This window comes from Acidovorax bellezanensis (genome assembly GCF_025421555.1).
Classification (GTDB): Bacteria; Pseudomonadota; Gammaproteobacteria; order Burkholderiales; family Burkholderiaceae_C; genus Comamonas; species Comamonas bellezanensis.
Map to the genome: position 1 here is coordinate 565,700 of NZ_JAODYH010000001.1, position 14,355 is coordinate 580,054.

Genomic DNA, 14,355 nt, shown 5'->3' on the forward strand with positions numbered 1-14,355 from the left:
GCATGGATCTCGCATTTACCCCCGAAGAGCAGGCCTTTCGCGAAGAAGTTCGCGCCTGGGTCCGCAGCCATCTTCCCGAGGACATCGCGCACAAAGTGCGCAATGCATTGCGCCTGTCGCGCGACGACCTGCAGCGCTGGGCCAAGATTCTGGGCAGCCGCGGCTGGCTGGGCCACGGCTGGCCCAAGGCCTTTGGCGGCCCGGGCTGGAGCTCGGTGCAAAAACACCTGTTTGAAGAAGAATGCGCACGCGCCTGCGCGCCGCGCGTGATTCCTTTCGGCCCCGTGATGGTCGCGCCCGTGATCATGGCCTTCGGCACGCCCGAGCAGCAAAAGCGCTTTCTGCCCGGCATCGCCAGCGGTGAAGTCTGGTGGAGCCAGGGTTATAGCGAGCCGGGTTCGGGCTCTGACCTGGCTTCGGTCAAGACCCGCGCCGAGCGCCAGGGTGACCACTACCTGGTCAACGGCCAGAAGACCTGGACCACCCTGGGCCAGTACGGCGAATGGATTTTCTGCCTGGTGCGCACCAGCACCGAAGGCAAGCCACAGACCGGCATCTCCTTTTTGCTGATCGACATGAAGTCGCCAGGCGTCACCGTGCGCCCGATCAAGCTGCTGGACGGCGAAAGCGAAGTCAACGAAGTGTTCTTCGACAACGTGAAAGTCCCCGCGGAGAACCTGATTGGCGAAGAAAACCAGGGCTGGACCTATGCCAAGCACCTGCTGTCGCATGAGCGCACCAATATCGCCGACGTGAACCGCGCCAAGCGCGAACTCGAACGCCTCAAGCGCATCGCCAAGGCCGAAGGCGTCTGGGAAGACCAGCGCTTTCGCGACCAGATCGCGCTGCTCGAAGTCGATGTGATCGCGCTGGAAATGATGGTCTTGCGCGTGCTGTCGGCCGAAACCTCAGGCAAGAACCCGCTGGACATCGCCGGCCTGCTGAAGATCAAGGGCAGCGAAATCCAGCAGCGCTACAGCGAGCTGATGATGCTGGCCGCGGGCCCGTTCAGCCTGCCCTTCATCGAGGAAGCCATGGAAGCCGGCTGGCAAGGCGACCAGAGCGCGGGCGCGCTCGGCGGCTTCCCCGGCGGCGAGGTAGCCAACGCACCTCTGGCTTCGACTTACTTCAACATGCGCAAGACCACCATCTACGGCGGCAGCAATGAAGTGCAGCGCAACATCGTTGCACAAACTGTTTTTGGTTGAGGAGACATCATGGATTTCAACTTTTCCGAAGACCAGCAGCAATTGCGCGAGGCAGTGCGCCGCTGGGTGAGCAAGGCCTATACGTTTGAGCGCCGTCGCCAGATCGTGGCCGAAGGCGGTTTTTCACGCGCCGCCTATACCGAACTGGCCGAGCTGGGCCTCACGGCCCTGGCCGTGCCCGAAGCCCATGGCGGCATGGGCTTCGGCCCCATCGACGTCATGGTCGCCATGGAAGAGCTGGGCCGGGGCATTGTGCTCGAGCCCCTGACCCAGGCCGTGGTCGCCAGCGCCGTGTTCAGCCAGTACGCTCCCGCCGCCGAGCAGGCACAGTGGCTGCCGCGCGTGGCCAGCGGCGAAGCGCTGGTCGTGCTCGCCCATCAGGAGCGCAAGGCGCGCTACCGGCTGGATGTCTGCAGCGCCACGGCCGCCAAGACCGGCAGCGGCTATGCACTCAACGCGCTCAAAAGCCTGGTGCCCGTGGGCGACCAGGCCGATGCCTTCCTGGTGCCTGCCCAGCTGGACGGACAGATCGCGCTGTTCCTGGTGGAACGCGGCGCCAGCGGCCTGAGCACCCGTGGCTACGGCACGCAGGACGGCAGCCGTGCCGCCGAACTGCAGTGCGTGGATACGCCGGCCACGCTGCTGACACAGCATGGCCTGGCGGCGCTGACCCTGGCCACCGACGTGGCCAACGCCGCGCTGTGCGCCGAGGCCGTGGGCGCGATGGAGCAGACCCTGGCCATCACGGTCGACTACATGAACCAGCGCAAGCAGTTCGGCGTGGTGATCGCGAGCTTCCAGGCCCTGCGCCACCGCGTGGCCGACATGAAGATGCAGCTGGAACTGGCCCGCTCCATGAGCTATTACGCCAGCCTCAAGCTCAACGCCCCGGCCGCGGAACGCCACCTGGCCGTATCCCGCGCCCGCGTGCAGCTGGGCCAGTCCCTGCGTTTTGTCGGCCAGCAGGCCGTGCAATTGCACGGTGGCATCGGCGTCACCGACGAATACATCGTCAGCCACTACTTCAAGCACCTGACCCAGATCGAAATGGGCTATGGCGACAGCCTGCACCACCTGGGCGAAGTCTCGGCCCATATGCAGGACACGGCCGGAGTGTTTTCTTAACACCCCCTGAGCCGCTTCGCGTCTTCCCCCTCTCAACCTTCGGTGGAGGGGGACGGCAGCCTCGGTGCGGGGCGGCCCTTCCTCGCTGCCCCATTGCTGGGGGCGCCAGTTGCGTGGGCTGCAGCAGCTGCCTCAGGTCAGCTGGTAATTGACGGGCTTGAGGGGCTCGGGCACGTTGGGGTCGTTCAAGGACTCGAGCAGGCTGATCTCTATGCCGCGGCAAATGGTGTCCAGCGGCAAGTCGTTGCTTTCCAGGCCGAACGGCTCTTCCAGCTCGTCACCCAGCGCGTCCAGACCGAAGAAGGTATAGGCGACGATGGCCACGACGAACGGCGTCATGAAGCCGGTGATGTCGACCAGGCCGAACGGCAGCAAGAAGCAATACATGTACGCCGTGCGGTGCAGCAGCAGCGCATAGGAAAACGGCATGGGCGTGTGGCGGATGCGCTCGCACGAGGCGGCGGCGCCGAGCATTTCGGTCAAGGTGGTGTCGAAGCGCGTAGCCAGGCAGGGATCGATTTCACCGCGACGCACGCAGTCGCCCAGTTCCTGGCCCATGGTCATCATCAGCGCATCGGCGCGCTTGGAAGCGGGCTTGTGGCGCAGCACTTCCCATTCCTGGGCCGTGACCCAGCGCTGCACATCGGCGCTGTCCGACTGGTCGCGCAATTGCAGGCGCAGTGCGTGGGCGTAGGCAATCGTGCGGTGGATCATGCGCACGCGCACATCACTCTCGCGTTGGGTCGAATCGACCGGCAGGGGCAAATGGATCATGCCCAGGCACTGGCGTGCCAGGGTACGCGCCTGGATCACCAGCTCGCCCCACAGTTTACGGCCTTCCCAGTAGCGGTCGTAGGCCGTGTTGTTGCGAAAGCCCAGAAAAATCGCCAGCGGCAGGCCGATCAACGTGAAGGGAATCGGCGTGAGCGTGATCTTCACGGAAAACAGGTTGCCGTGCGCCAAGGTCACCAGAATGGCCAGCAGGGTGTTGATGGCCAGGCTCAGACGGATGCGCTGCAGCACCGAGCCCCGCAAAACCAGAAAAAGCCGGAAACCAGCCGGGCGCTCGCGGACGATCATTGCAGGGGACAGTCAAAAAAAGAACGGATACTAGAATGCAATCTCCAAGGCTCACGCCGTCGGAAATTTTGCACAGCCGCGCATTATCGGCGCAGAGCATAAGGCCATGCTTGCGTCGATAGTTAGAGAACGCGCGGTGGCCAGACCAAACAGGAAGCGCAATGGGAATGGAAAATTCTGCCTTGAAGCATTTGTCAGGGCTGAGCTTGCTCTGTCTGCTGGCCTTGGGGATCTCCGCGATCAACCCCTTCGACCGCACCACCTGGTGGCTGGAAGTCGCGCCGGTGCTGATCGCCCTGCCGATTCTCTGGGACACGCGCAGGCGTTTTCCGCTGACGCCCCTGCTTTACGCCTGCATAGGCTTGCACGCGCTGGTGTTGATCATTGGCGGCACTTACTCCTATGCCAGGGTGCCTTTTGGCTTCGAGCTGCAATCCTGGCTGGGTCTGTCACGCAACCCCTACGACAAGATAGGCCACTTCACCCAGGGTTTCGTGCCGGCCCTGGTGGCGCGCGAAATCCTGGTGCGCGGCGGCTATGTGCAAGGCAAGAAAATGCTGGCCTTCGTGGTGATTTGCATCGTCCTGGCCATCAGCGCCAGCTACGAGCTGATCGAATGGGGCGCAGCGCTGGCCCTGGGCCAGGGCGCCGACGAGTTTCTCGGCACCCAAGGCGATCCGTGGGACACGCAATCGGACATGGCCTTTGCCTTGCTGGGGGGGATCGTCGCGCTCTGGGGCCTGTCGCGGTGGCAGGACCGCCAGATTGCGCAGCTACCGGATGCAACAAGCCCCTGAATCCGCGGCAGGGACCAGGGGCTGCACCGCCCCATCGGCCCCTGCGCGCGTCGCTTCTCAAGCGGAGGTCATGGCCCGCTGCATCAGCTCGATTCCCGCGAGGAAATCGTCGATGTCCATGGCTTCATGGGGATTGTGCGAGCCGTTCTCGTTGCGGATGAAGACCATCGCCGAGGGCACGCCGGCATTCGCAAACACCGCCGCATCATGGCCGGCGCCGCTGGCAATGCGTTCTGGCTTCTCGCCTTGGACGGCGGCGGCCTCCAGGCGCTGCAGCCAGCCGGCATCCATCGTGGCCGGTTCGGTGAACAGGCGCTCGTCGAACTCGAAGCGCACATGGCGCGCGCGCTCGATGGCCGCGCACTCCTCGCGCATCAAGGCGTAGAAGCGCTCCAGCGTCTGCGTGTCCTGGCTGCGTACTTCGAAGCTGAACGCCACTTCGCCCGGAATGACCGAGACCGCATGCGATTGCGCCGAAGTGGAGCAGATGCCGGTGGTCATCACCATGTCCATGCCCATTTGCAGCAGCACGCGCCAGTGCTCGTCCATGCGCGACAGCAGCTCGGCCACGGCCAGCAGCGCATCCTTGCGCAACCAGCGCGGCACGGCGCCCGAGTGGCCGGACTCGCCAATGCAGCGGATCAGGTTGTGGCGCACATTGCCGCGGATGCCCGTGACCAATGCCACGGGCCAGCCGCGGTTGACCATGACCGGTCCCTGCTCGATATGCACTTCGAGGTAGGCGGCAATATCCGCCGTATCGACCAGCGCCTCGCCGCGCGCGATGGCGGCCACATCCGCGCCGCAGCGCACCATGGCTTCGCTCAAGGTATCCACGCCATCGCGGCGGGGCCGTGCCAGGGTGGCCGCGGGCAGCTTGCCCAGCAGGGACAGCGAGCCCAGATAGGCCTTGCCGTACCAGGCACTTTCCTCGCCACGCAGCGCCAGCACGCGCACCGGCGCAGCGTCTTCATGGCGGCCGCGCAGGCCCAGCAAAATCAGGATGCCGGCAACGATGCCGGCCAGGCCGTCGAAATTTCCGCCCTGCGGCACGGAATCGGCGTGCGAGCCTATCACCAGGAACGGCGCAGCGCGCTCGTCCTCGGGCAGGCTCAGCCACAGGTTGCCGGCGCGGTCGCTCTCGCAGCGCAGATCCAGCTCTTGCGCGCGCTCGGTGAGGATGCGCAGCGCGGTGTTTTCGCCCGCGCCATAGCTCTCGCGCGTCACGCCCAGGCCGTCGCGCGTGGCTTCGCGGATTTCGCCCAGCAGCGACAGCGCCAGCGCGCGCGGTTCGGTCACGGTAGTGCAGGCCATCATGCTCCGGTCCCTCCGTTGCGCAGCGACCAGGCCACGGGCGACGCCGTGAAGTCGGCCAGCGTGGCCTCTTGGGCGCTGCTCAGCTGACCGCTGGCCAGCAAGGCCTGGTGCAGCTGCTTCCAGGTCGCCAGCGCGTGCAAGGACAGGCCATGCTCGGCCAGCGTGCTGGCCTCCTGCGCGTAGAGCGCATAGTCAAGCAACACCAGCACGTCTTCCACCACCGGCCCCGCGCGGCGCAAGGCCGCCACGGTACCGGCCTTGGAACGGCCGTCGGTGGTCACATCGTCGACCAGCAGCACTTTCGCGTCGGCCGGCAGCCGGCCTTCGAGCTGGGCCGTGATGTCCCAGCCCACGGGGCGCTTGCGCAGATAAAGCATGGGCAGCTCCAGCCGCTCGGCCAGCCATGCCGCAAAGGCAATGCCCGAGCTTTCCGTGCCCACGATGGCATTGATGCCGCGCGCGGCGATCAAGGGCTGCATGCAGCGCGCCGCGATGTCCATGATGGAACTGCGCAGCGCCACATCCGACATCAGCACTTGCGCATCCACATAGACCGGACTGGCCCAGCCGGACGTGTAGAAAAATGGCTGGTGCGAGGCGATGCGCACTGCACCCAGCCCCACCAAGGCCTGGGCAACGCGGGGTGCGTCGGAATCGGAAAGAAGCATGAGCGTGTCCGTGGGCAAAACGCCGATGGTAAGAACCTAGGCGCTTCACCAGAAGTGGCTAAAATTCCTCGAGCCGTTCCCAACCGCGATGGCTCGCGCCGCATGCCCATGTCCGACTTCACCTCCTCACGCAGCTTTCTGCGCCAGATAGACCTCGCCTCGCTCGACCTGTTCGTGCTGATCTGCGAGGGGGGCAGCATTGCGCGCGCCGCCGAGCATGGCGGCATGGTGGCCTCGGCCGTGAGCAAGCGCATCGCCGAACTCGAATCGCTGGCACGCACGCCGCTGCTGCTGCGCCACGCGCGCGGCGTGCGCCCCACGCCCGCCGGGGAATTGCTGCTCGAACATGCGCGCGCCATCCTGCTGGGCGTGGAACACCTGCGCGACGATTTGATTGAATACGCGCGCGGCGTGCGCGGCCTGGTGCGGCTCAGCGCCAATGCCTCGGCCGTGGAGCAGTTCCTGCCCGAACACATTGCCTTGTTCGCGCAGCACCACCCCGACATCCGCATCGACCTGCGCCAGGCCACGAGCCGCAATGTGGCCCGCGCGGTACGCGACCATATCGCCGACCTGGGCGTGTGCAGCCCCTGCGAGGAAGCCGAGGGACTGGAATCCATGCCCTACCGGCGCGAGCGCATGGTGTTGATCATGCCGGGCAGCCATCCGCTGGCACGCCATGCCCAACTGGCCTACGAAGAAGCGCTGGACTATGCGCAGGTCGGGCTGCGCGACAGCTCCGTCGTCCAGGAAATGCTCGACCGCCAGGCGCGCTCGGGCCGGCGCATGCTGCGCCAGCGCATCGAAGTCGACAGCCTGAGCGCCATGTGCCGGATGATCGAATGCGGGCTGGGCGTGGGCGTGATGCCCGAAGGCGCGTACCAGCGGCTGGGCGAGACGCGCGAATTGCACGCCGTGCCGCTGACCGATGCCTGGGCCGAACGCACGCTCAATCTGTATGCGACCCGCTTTGCCGACCTGCCCGCGCCCGCGCGGCACTTCGCCGCGGCGCTGGTACAGGAAGAGCGCGACACCTAAACCACAGCATCCACCTCATGCCCCAGCAGCATGCGCGAGGTTTTGGGCAGATGCGCGGTCAGAAACTCCATCTGGTCGGCCAGGATGCGGCGGTTGCGCAAGATGAAGTCTTCCCACAGGCTGGGCACATAGGGCGCGTAGAGCAGCGGCATGCGCGCCTGCTCTGGCGTGCGCGCGCCCTTGCGGTGGTTGCAGGGGCGGCAGGCCGTGACCACGTTCATCCAGTGGTCCTGGCCGCGCGCGGCCTGGGGCAGTATGTGTTCGCGCGTCAAATCGCTGTCGGGAAAAAGCTGGCCGCAATAGGCGCAGACGCAGCGGTCGCGCGCGAACAGCTTGCTGTTGGTGAGGCCGGGCTTGAGTGCGTGCGGGTTGATCGCGGGCATGCCGCGCGTACCGATGATGCTGTTGACGTGGATCACCGACTGCAGACCGGTGCGCGCATTGTGGCCGCCGTGAAAACAGGCGATCGCGCCGCCCGACTCCCAGCGCACGGCATCGGAGGCGTAGTACAGCACCGCCTGCTCGAGCGTGATCCAGGACTGTGGCAGCCCTTGGGCGGACAATTTCAGCACCTTCACAGCACGCCTCCTTTGCAATCACCATCGCCAAAGGGAAAGCGGCCCTACCCAAGCCTAGCAAGCGGTCCGGGCCGTCCAGTCTCTGGCAATATACTCTCTTTCCATTGAGAATCAGTAGCCTGCGCTGGATGGGCATGTGCACGTCGCTATCAAAAATAAAGCATATTGATGAAGATTTTTCGTGGCTTCCACCATTCCGGACGTGAACCGGCCTGCGCCCTGACGATTGGCAATTTCGACGGTGTGCACCGCGGCCACCAGGCCATGCTGTCCCTGCTCGCAGGCGAAGCCCGGCAGCGCGGCGTGGCCACCTGCGTGCTGACCTTCGAGCCCCATCCGCGCGATTACTTCGCCCAGGTGCTGAGCCAGCCCGCTCTGGCGCCGGCGCGCATCTGCACGCTGCGCGACAAGCTCACGGACCTGGAGCGCTGCGGCGTCGACCAGGTGGTGGTGTTGCCGTTCAACCACGCGCTGGCCAGCCAGTCGCCGCAGGCCTTCATCGACGAAGTGCTGGTGCAGGGCCTGGGCGCACGCTATGTGCTGGTGGGTGATGATTTCCGCTTTGGCGCCAAGCGCGCGGGCGACTACGCCATGCTGGACGCGGCCGGCCAGCGCGCCGGCTTCGATGTCGCGCGCATGAACAGCTACGAAGTCCACGGCCTGCGCGTGTCCAGCTCGGCCGTGCGCGAAGCCCTGGCCGCGGGCCACATGGAGGCCGCCGCGCGCCTGCTGGGCCACCCCTACACCATCTCCGGCCATGTGGTCCACGGCCGCAAGCTCGGCCGCCAGCTGGCCGAGTCCAGCGCCGGCGCCAGTGACGGCTTTCGCACGCTCAACCTGCGCTTTTCCCACTGGAAGCCCGCGGCCAGCGGCATTTTTGCGGTGCGGGTCCACGGCCTGGGCGAGCAGCCCGTGCCCGGCGTGGCCAACCTGGGCGTGCGCCCCTCGCTGGACCCGAATGACGTCAATGGCGGACGCGTGCTGCTGGAAACCCATTGCCTCGATTGGCCCGACCACCTCGGGGCTGAAGGGGCATACGGTAAAATCATCCGCGTGGAACTTCTGCATAAACTGCACGACGAGCTGAAGTACGACAGTCTGCAAGCCCTGACCGCGGGTATCGCCAAGGACTGCGACGACGCACGCGCGTTGTTTTCCGCGCTGCCTGCACCCACTTACACCGAAACCCGTCGCCAGACCACGCGCGACCGAATTTGACGCGCACTCTGCGCTGCCGGGCATGTCGCCTGCGCTCCGTTTCCGCCCCGCTTTCCATGTCCGGGCCACTTCCCCGGGCAATGCTTCGCTTTGAAGGTTTCCATGTCCGATCAAGCCAAAAACACTCCGCCCGCTGCTAACCAATACCGCAGCACCCTGAACATGCCCGACACCCCGTTCCCGATGCGGGGCGACCTGCCCAAGCGGGAAGCGGGCTGGACCCAGGAATGGGAAGACAAGGGCATCTACAAGAAGCTGCGTGACGCCCGCTGCGGCGCGCCCAAGTTCATCCTGCACGACGGCCCGCCGTATGCCAACGGCCAGATCCACATCGGCCACGCCGTCAACAAGGTGCTCAAGGACATGATCGTCAAGAGCCGCCAGCTCGAAGGCTTTGACGCGCTTTACGTGCCCGGCTGGGACTGCCACGGCCTGCCCATCGAGAATGCCATCGAAAAGCTGCACGGCCGCAACCTGCCGCGTGACGAAATGCAGGCCAAGAGCCGCGCTTTCGCCACCGCGCAGATCGCCCAGCAAATGGCCGATTTCAAGCGCCTGGGCGTGCTCGGCGACTGGGACAACCCCTACAAGACCATGAACTTCGCCAACGAGGCCGCCGAACTGCGCGCCTTGAAGCGGGTCATGGAGCGTGGCTATGTCTACCGCGGCCTCAAGCCTGTGTACTGGTGCTTCGACTGCGGCTCGTCGCTGGCCGAGTTCGAAATCGAATACGCCGACAAGAAGAGCCAGACGCTGGACGTGATGTTCCCCACGGCCGAGCCCGAGAAGCTCGCCGCGGCCTTCGGTCTGGCCCGGATCGACAAGCCCGCCGCCATCGTCATCTGGACCACCACCGCCTGGACCATCCCCGCCAACCAGGCGCTGAACGTCAACCCCGCGCTGGAATACAGCCTGGTCGACACCGAGCGCGGCCTGCTGATCGTCGCCAGCGCGCTGGTGGAGAAGTGCCTGGAGCGCTGGGCGCTGACCGGCAATGTCGTTGCCACGGCCCTGGGCGAAAAGCTCGACCACCTGAACTTCCGCCATCCGCTGGCCGACGTCGACGCCGGCTACGACCGCCTGTCGCCGGTGTATCTCGCCGACTACGCGACCGCCGACGACGGCACGGGTATCGTGCACTCGGCGCCCGCCTACGGCGTGGATGACTTCAACTCCTGCGTGGCCAACGGCCTGGCCTACGACGACATCCTCAATCCCGTGCAGGGCAACGGCGTCTACGCGCCCGAACTGCCGCTGTTCGCGGGCCAGCACATCTGGAAAGCCGCGCCGGTCATCATCGAGACGCTGCGCGAAGCCGGTCGCCTGCTCGACAGCCAGACCATCAGCCACAGCTACCCGCATTGCTGGCGCCACAAGACGCCGGTGATCTACCGCGCCGCGGCCCAGTGGTTCGTGCGCATGGACGAAGGCGAAGGCGTGTTCACCAAGGACAAGGCCCCGGGCACGCTGCGCGAAACCGCGCTGGCCGCCATCGAGCAGACCCAGTTCTACCCCGAGAACGGCAAGGAGCGCCTGCGCGCCATGATCGCCGGCCGGCCCGACTGGTGCATCTCGCGCCAGCGCAGCTGGGGCGTGCCCCTGCCCTTCTTCCTGCACGTGGACTCGGGTGAACTGCATCCGCGCACCATGGAAATCATCGACCAGGCCGCGGCCATGATCGAAGAAGGCGGCATCGAGGCCTGGAGCCGCGTGAGCACCGAGGAAATCCTCGGCGCCGAGGAAGCCGCCCAGTACACCAAGAGCACCGACATCCTCGAAGTCTGGTTCGACTCGGGCTCGACCTTCTGGCATGTGATGCGCGGCACCCACCCCGCCATGCACCACGACAGCGGCCCCGAAGCCGATCTGTACCTCGAAGGCCATGACCAGCACCGCGGCTGGTTCCACTCGTCGCTGCTGCTGGCCTCGGCCATCTACGGCCGCGCGCCCTACCGCGGCCTGCTGACCCACGGCTTCACCGTCGACGGCCAGGGCAAGAAGATGAGCAAGTCGGTGGGCAACACCGTCGCGCCCCAGGACGTGTCCAGCAAGCTGGGCGCGGAAATCATCCGCCTGTGGGTGGCTTCCACCGATTACTCGGGCGACCTGGCCATCGACGACAAGATCCTGGCCCGCGTGGTCGATGCCTATCGCCGCATCCGCAACACGCTGCGCTTCCTGCTGGCCAACGTCAGCGACTTCGATCCCGCCAAGGACAGCGTGCCTTTCGAGCAGATGCTCGAAATCGACCGCTACGCCCTGGCGCGCGCGCACCAGTTGCAGACGGAAATCCTCGGCCACTACCAGGTCTATGAATTCCACCCGGCGGTCGCCAAGCTGCAGCTGTACTGCTCGGAAGACCTGGGCGGTTTCTACCTCGACGTGCTCAAGGACCGCCTGTACACCAGCGCGCCCAAGAGCCTGGCCCGCCGCTCGGCGCAGACCGCGCTGTGGCAGATCACCCATGCCATGCTGCGCTGGATGGCGCCTTTCCTGTCGTTCACGGCCGAGGAAGCCTGGAAGATCTTTGGCGACAGCGAAACCATTTTCCTGGAGAAGTTCTGCGACCTGCCCGCGGGCGACGCGGCGCTGCTGGCCAAGTGGGCGCGCATCCGCGAAATCCGCGATCTGGTCAACAAGGACATCGAAGCCGTGCGCACCACGGGCCAGGTCGGCTCGTCGCTGCAGGCCGAAGTCACGCTGACGGCCGAGCCCGAGGACCTGGCCTTGCTGGCCAGCCTGGGCGACGACCTGAAGTTCGTCTTCATCACTTCGGCCGCGCAGGCGGTGGCCGGTTCGGCCCTGCAGTCGAGCGTGAGCCCGAGCACGCATGAAAAGTGCGAGCGCTGCTGGCATTACCGCGAAGACGTGGGCGTCAACCCTGCCCACCCGACGCTGTGCGGCCGCTGCGACAGCAACCTGCATGGTGCCGGTGAAGACCGGGCTATCGCCTGATGCGCCCCGCCGCTCCCATGCTTCCCACCACGCGCGCGGCCATCTGGCCGTGGCTGCTGTGGGCGCTGCTGCTGATCGTGCTCGACCAGGTCAGCAAGCAGTGGATCCTGCAGGTCTACCAGCTCGGTGATGGCACGCCCATCACGGGCTTCTTCAACATCGTGCGCGCGCACAACACCGGGGCGGCCTTTTCCTTCCTGGCCGGCGCCAGCGGCTGGCAGCGCTGGCTGTTCACCGCCATCGGCGTGATCGCCACGGCGGTCATCGTCTGGCAGTTGCATGCGCACCGCGGCGAGCGCCTGCTGGGCTTTGCGCTGGCCAGCATTCTGGGCGGCGCCATCGGCAACGTGGTCGACCGCCTGATGCATGGCTATGTGGTCGATTTTCTCGACTTCTACTGGGGAAGCGCGCACTTTCCGGCCTTCAATGTGGCCGACATGGCCATCAGCGTAGGCGCCGTGCTGCTGGTCGTCGACGAGCTGCGACGGATGAAGAAAAAAAGCGCGCCCTGAGAGACTAGCGGGGGTGCCCTTGGCCCCCCGCCCTCAGCGCAGCAGGGCATGGCAGCATTCACTCTTGTTGCACAGGCACAACAATCGCGCTATAGTGTCTGGTTCTGCCCATGAAACACTTACTCAACCTTTTGGCCGCCGTCGCACTGCTGGTGTGGGGCACCCACATGGTTCGAACCGGGATCTTGCGCGTCTTCGGGGCGAATCTGCGCAACCTGCTTGCCCACAGCATGGGCAACCGCTTCACCGCGATGCTCTCGGGGATTGGTGTGACTGCCCTGGTGCAATCGAGCACCGCTACCTCCTTGATGACCTCGTCCTTCGTCGGACAGGGTCTGATCACTCTGCCTTCGGCCCTGTCCGTGATGCGCGGTGCCGACGTCGGCACGGCCATGATGGCGGTGCTGTTCGCCACCGACCTGTCCTGGCTGTCTCCGCTGATGATCTTTGTCGGCGTGGTGCTGTTCATCACCAGACAGGACAGCACGCCGGGGCGCATAGGCCGCGTGCTGATCGGCCTGGGCCTGATGCTGCTGGCCCTGCGCCTGGTGGTCGAAGCCACCGAGCCACTGGTCGAATCGGCCGTGATCCGCACCCTGCTGGGCTCGATGACGAGCGACATCTTCATGGAGCTGATCATGGGCGCGGTGCTGGCCGTGATGGCCTACTCCAGCCTGGCCATCGTGCTGCTGATCGCGGCCATGGCCAGCTCGGGTGCCGTGCCGCTGGATGTGGCCCTGGGCCTGGTGCTGGGCGCGAATCTGGGCAGCGGCCTGGTCGCCGTGCTGACCACGGCCAAGTCCAGCTCCGAAGTGCGCCAGGTGACCGTGGGCAACCTGCTGTTCAAGATGATGGGCGTGGCCCTGGCCGTGCCTTGCGTGGGCCTGTGGATGACCCATGTCCAGCCCCTGCTGGGCGATGGCGCGCGCAACGTGGTGCTGTTCCATCTGGCCTTCAACGTATTCAACACGGTGTTCTTCATCGGCATGACGGATATGGTCGCCAAGTGGGTCATCGCCTTGATTCCCAAGCCCGAGCCCGGCGCAGGCAGTCCGCTGCGTCCGCGCCACCTCGACCCTTCCGCACTGGCCACGCCGTCGCTGGCCATTTCCTGCGCCGCCCGCGAAGCCTTGCACCAGGCCGACGTGGTCGAAGCCATGCTGATCGGCATGCACCAGGTGGTGATCAATGACGACCTCAAGCTGTCGGCCGAACTGCGCCAGCTCGATGACACCGTCGATGAGCTCTATTCGGCCATCAAGTACTACATGACCAAGATCTCCCGGGCCGAGCTCGACGAGAAGGAGGGTCAGCGCTGGACCGAAGTCATCAGCTTCACCATCAACATGGAGCAGATCGGCGACCTGATCGAGCGGGTGCTGCAGGACATCGAAGAAAAGAAGATCAAGAAAGGCCGCCGCTTCTCGGCCGCCGGCACGCAGGAAATCAACGACCTGCATGCCCGCCTGCTCGACAACCTGCGCCTGGCGATGAGCGTCTTCCTCACCGGCAACGTGCGCGAAGCGCAAAAGCTGCTGGAAGAAAAAGCCCGTTTTCGCGACCTGGAACTGGCCTATTCGGCATCGCACCTGGCGCGCCTGGCGGACAACACCATGCCCAGCATAGAGACCAGCTCGCTGCACATCGACTTGATCAGCGAACTCAAGCGCATCAATTCGCTGCTGTGCTCGGTGGCCTACCCCATCCTGGAATCGGCCGGAGCCCTGGCGCCCAGCCGGTTGCGCGAAACGCCGGTGCCGAAGTAACCCCCCCTGAGCGGCTTCGCCGCTTCCCCCCGGGGGGACGACACCATCGCTGCGGGGCGGCCCTTGCTCGGTGTCCCCTTGCTAGGACACGCC

At 65.5% G+C, this 14,355-nt stretch carries 12 protein-coding genes; 8 read left to right on the forward strand and 4 right to left on the reverse strand.

Going from position 1 to position 14,355, the window contains the following annotated elements; all coding sequences use genetic code 11:
• The first annotated feature begins 2 nt into the window (after positions 1 to 2).
• Both N0K08_RS02555 and N0K08_RS02560 read left to right on the forward strand, forming a co-directional pair.
• Positions 3 to 1,208 carry an acyl-CoA dehydrogenase family protein gene (locus N0K08_RS02555; RefSeq protein WP_261498412.1) on the forward strand — a complete coding sequence of 402 codons (1,206 nt, stop codon included), beginning with the start codon at positions 3 to 5 and terminating at the stop codon, positions 1,206 to 1,208.
• Between the two features lie 9 nt (positions 1,209 to 1,217).
• Entirely contained in the window at positions 1,218 to 2,333 is a 1,116-nt protein-coding gene (locus N0K08_RS02560) for an acyl-CoA dehydrogenase family protein (RefSeq protein ID WP_261498413.1), read from the forward strand.
• Between the two features lie 132 nt (positions 2,334 to 2,465).
• Here the strand turns inward: N0K08_RS02560 and N0K08_RS02565 are convergent, their stop codons facing one another.
• Positions 2,466 to 3,413: a bestrophin family protein gene (locus N0K08_RS02565; protein ID WP_261498414.1), complete on the reverse strand. Its 948-nt coding sequence runs from the start codon at positions 3,411 to 3,413 to the stop codon at positions 2,466 to 2,468.
• A gap of 167 nt (positions 3,414 to 3,580) precedes the next feature.
• Here N0K08_RS02565 and N0K08_RS02570 point away from each other — a divergent pair, with 167 nt between their 5' ends.
• On the forward strand, positions 3,581 to 4,210 hold the full coding sequence (locus N0K08_RS02570) for a DUF2238 domain-containing protein (protein WP_261498415.1): 630 nt from the start codon (positions 3,581 to 3,583) through the stop codon (positions 4,208 to 4,210).
• A 57-nt stretch (positions 4,211 to 4,267) separates the two neighbouring features.
• Here the strand turns inward: N0K08_RS02570 and N0K08_RS02575 are convergent, their stop codons facing one another.
• Positions 4,268 to 5,527 carry a hydantoinase/carbamoylase family amidase gene (locus N0K08_RS02575; RefSeq protein WP_261498416.1) on the reverse strand — a complete coding sequence of 420 codons (1,260 nt, stop codon included), beginning with the start codon at positions 5,525 to 5,527 and terminating at the stop codon, positions 4,268 to 4,270.
• Positions 5,524 to 6,195, reverse strand: a complete 672-nt coding sequence (locus N0K08_RS02580) for an orotate phosphoribosyltransferase (protein ID WP_261498417.1) — start codon at positions 6,193 to 6,195, stop codon at positions 5,524 to 5,526. The genes N0K08_RS02575 and N0K08_RS02580 overlap by 4 nt, the downstream gene beginning before the upstream one ends.
• A gap of 108 nt (positions 6,196 to 6,303) precedes the next feature.
• Here N0K08_RS02580 and N0K08_RS02585 point away from each other — a divergent pair, with 108 nt between their 5' ends.
• Positions 6,304 to 7,233, forward strand: a complete 930-nt coding sequence (locus N0K08_RS02585; RefSeq protein ID WP_408642892.1) for a LysR family transcriptional regulator — start codon at positions 6,304 to 6,306, stop codon at positions 7,231 to 7,233.
• Here N0K08_RS02585 and N0K08_RS02590 read toward each other — a convergent pair.
• The gene (locus N0K08_RS02590; protein WP_261498419.1) at positions 7,230 to 7,811 is read right to left on the reverse strand and encodes an HNH endonuclease; all 582 of its coding nucleotides are present in this window, start codon (positions 7,809 to 7,811) and stop codon (positions 7,230 to 7,232) included. The genes N0K08_RS02585 and N0K08_RS02590 overlap by 4 nt on opposite strands.
• A gap of 168 nt (positions 7,812 to 7,979) precedes the next feature.
• Here N0K08_RS02590 and N0K08_RS02595 point away from each other — a divergent pair, with 168 nt between their 5' ends.
• The 4 genes from N0K08_RS02595 to N0K08_RS02610 all read left to right on the forward strand — a co-directional run bounded on the left by N0K08_RS02595 (position 7,980) and on the right by N0K08_RS02610 (position 14,262).
• A complete protein-coding gene (locus tag N0K08_RS02595) occupies positions 7,980 to 9,029 on the forward strand; it encodes a bifunctional riboflavin kinase/FAD synthetase (protein ID WP_261498420.1) in 1,050 nt (349 codons plus the stop codon).
• 102 nt (positions 9,030 to 9,131) lie between these two features.
• Entirely contained in the window at positions 9,132 to 11,984 is a 2,853-nt protein-coding gene (ileS, locus tag N0K08_RS02600) for an isoleucine--tRNA ligase (protein ID WP_261498421.1), read from the forward strand.
• Positions 11,984 to 12,496 carry a signal peptidase II gene (gene lspA, locus N0K08_RS02605; protein ID WP_408642888.1) on the forward strand — a complete coding sequence of 171 codons (513 nt, stop codon included), beginning with the start codon at positions 11,984 to 11,986 and terminating at the stop codon, positions 12,494 to 12,496. Before ileS ends, lspA begins: the two co-directional genes overlap by 1 nt.
• 110 nt (positions 12,497 to 12,606) lie before the next feature.
• The gene (locus N0K08_RS02610) at positions 12,607 to 14,262 is read left to right on the forward strand and encodes a Na/Pi cotransporter family protein (RefSeq protein ID WP_261498423.1); all 1,656 of its coding nucleotides are present in this window, start codon (positions 12,607 to 12,609) and stop codon (positions 14,260 to 14,262) included.
• The last annotated feature ends 93 nt before the right edge of the window (positions 14,263 to 14,355 follow it).

Coding starts and splice junctions, on each gene's coding strand:
- N0K08_RS02570 (WP_261498415.1), top strand. CDS start 3,581: ATGGAAAATTCTGCCTTGAAGCATTTGTCAGGGCTGAGCTTGCTCTGT.
- N0K08_RS02610 (WP_261498423.1), top strand. CDS start 12,607: ATGAAACACTTACTCAACCTTTTGGCCGCCGTCGCACTGCTGGTGTGG.
- N0K08_RS02595 (WP_261498420.1), top strand. CDS start 7,980: ATGAAGATTTTTCGTGGCTTCCACCATTCCGGACGTGAACCGGCCTGC.
- N0K08_RS02575 (WP_261498416.1), bottom strand. CDS start 5,527: ATGATGGCCTGCACTACCGTGACCGAACCGCGCGCGCTGGCGCTGTCG.
- N0K08_RS02555 (WP_261498412.1), top strand. CDS start 3: ATGGATCTCGCATTTACCCCCGAAGAGCAGGCCTTTCGCGAAGAAGTT.
- lspA (WP_408642888.1), top strand. CDS start 11,984: ATGCGCCCCGCCGCTCCCATGCTTCCCACCACGCGCGCGGCCATCTGG.
- N0K08_RS02580 (WP_261498417.1), bottom strand. CDS start 6,195: ATGCTTCTTTCCGATTCCGACGCACCCCGCGTTGCCCAGGCCTTGGTG.
- ileS (WP_261498421.1), top strand. CDS start 9,132: ATGTCCGATCAAGCCAAAAACACTCCGCCCGCTGCTAACCAATACCGC.
- N0K08_RS02565 (WP_261498414.1), bottom strand. CDS start 3,413: ATGATCGTCCGCGAGCGCCCGGCTGGTTTCCGGCTTTTTCTGGTTTTG.
- N0K08_RS02585 (WP_408642892.1), top strand. CDS start 6,304: ATGTCCGACTTCACCTCCTCACGCAGCTTTCTGCGCCAGATAGACCTC.
- N0K08_RS02560 (WP_261498413.1), top strand. CDS start 1,218: ATGGATTTCAACTTTTCCGAAGACCAGCAGCAATTGCGCGAGGCAGTG.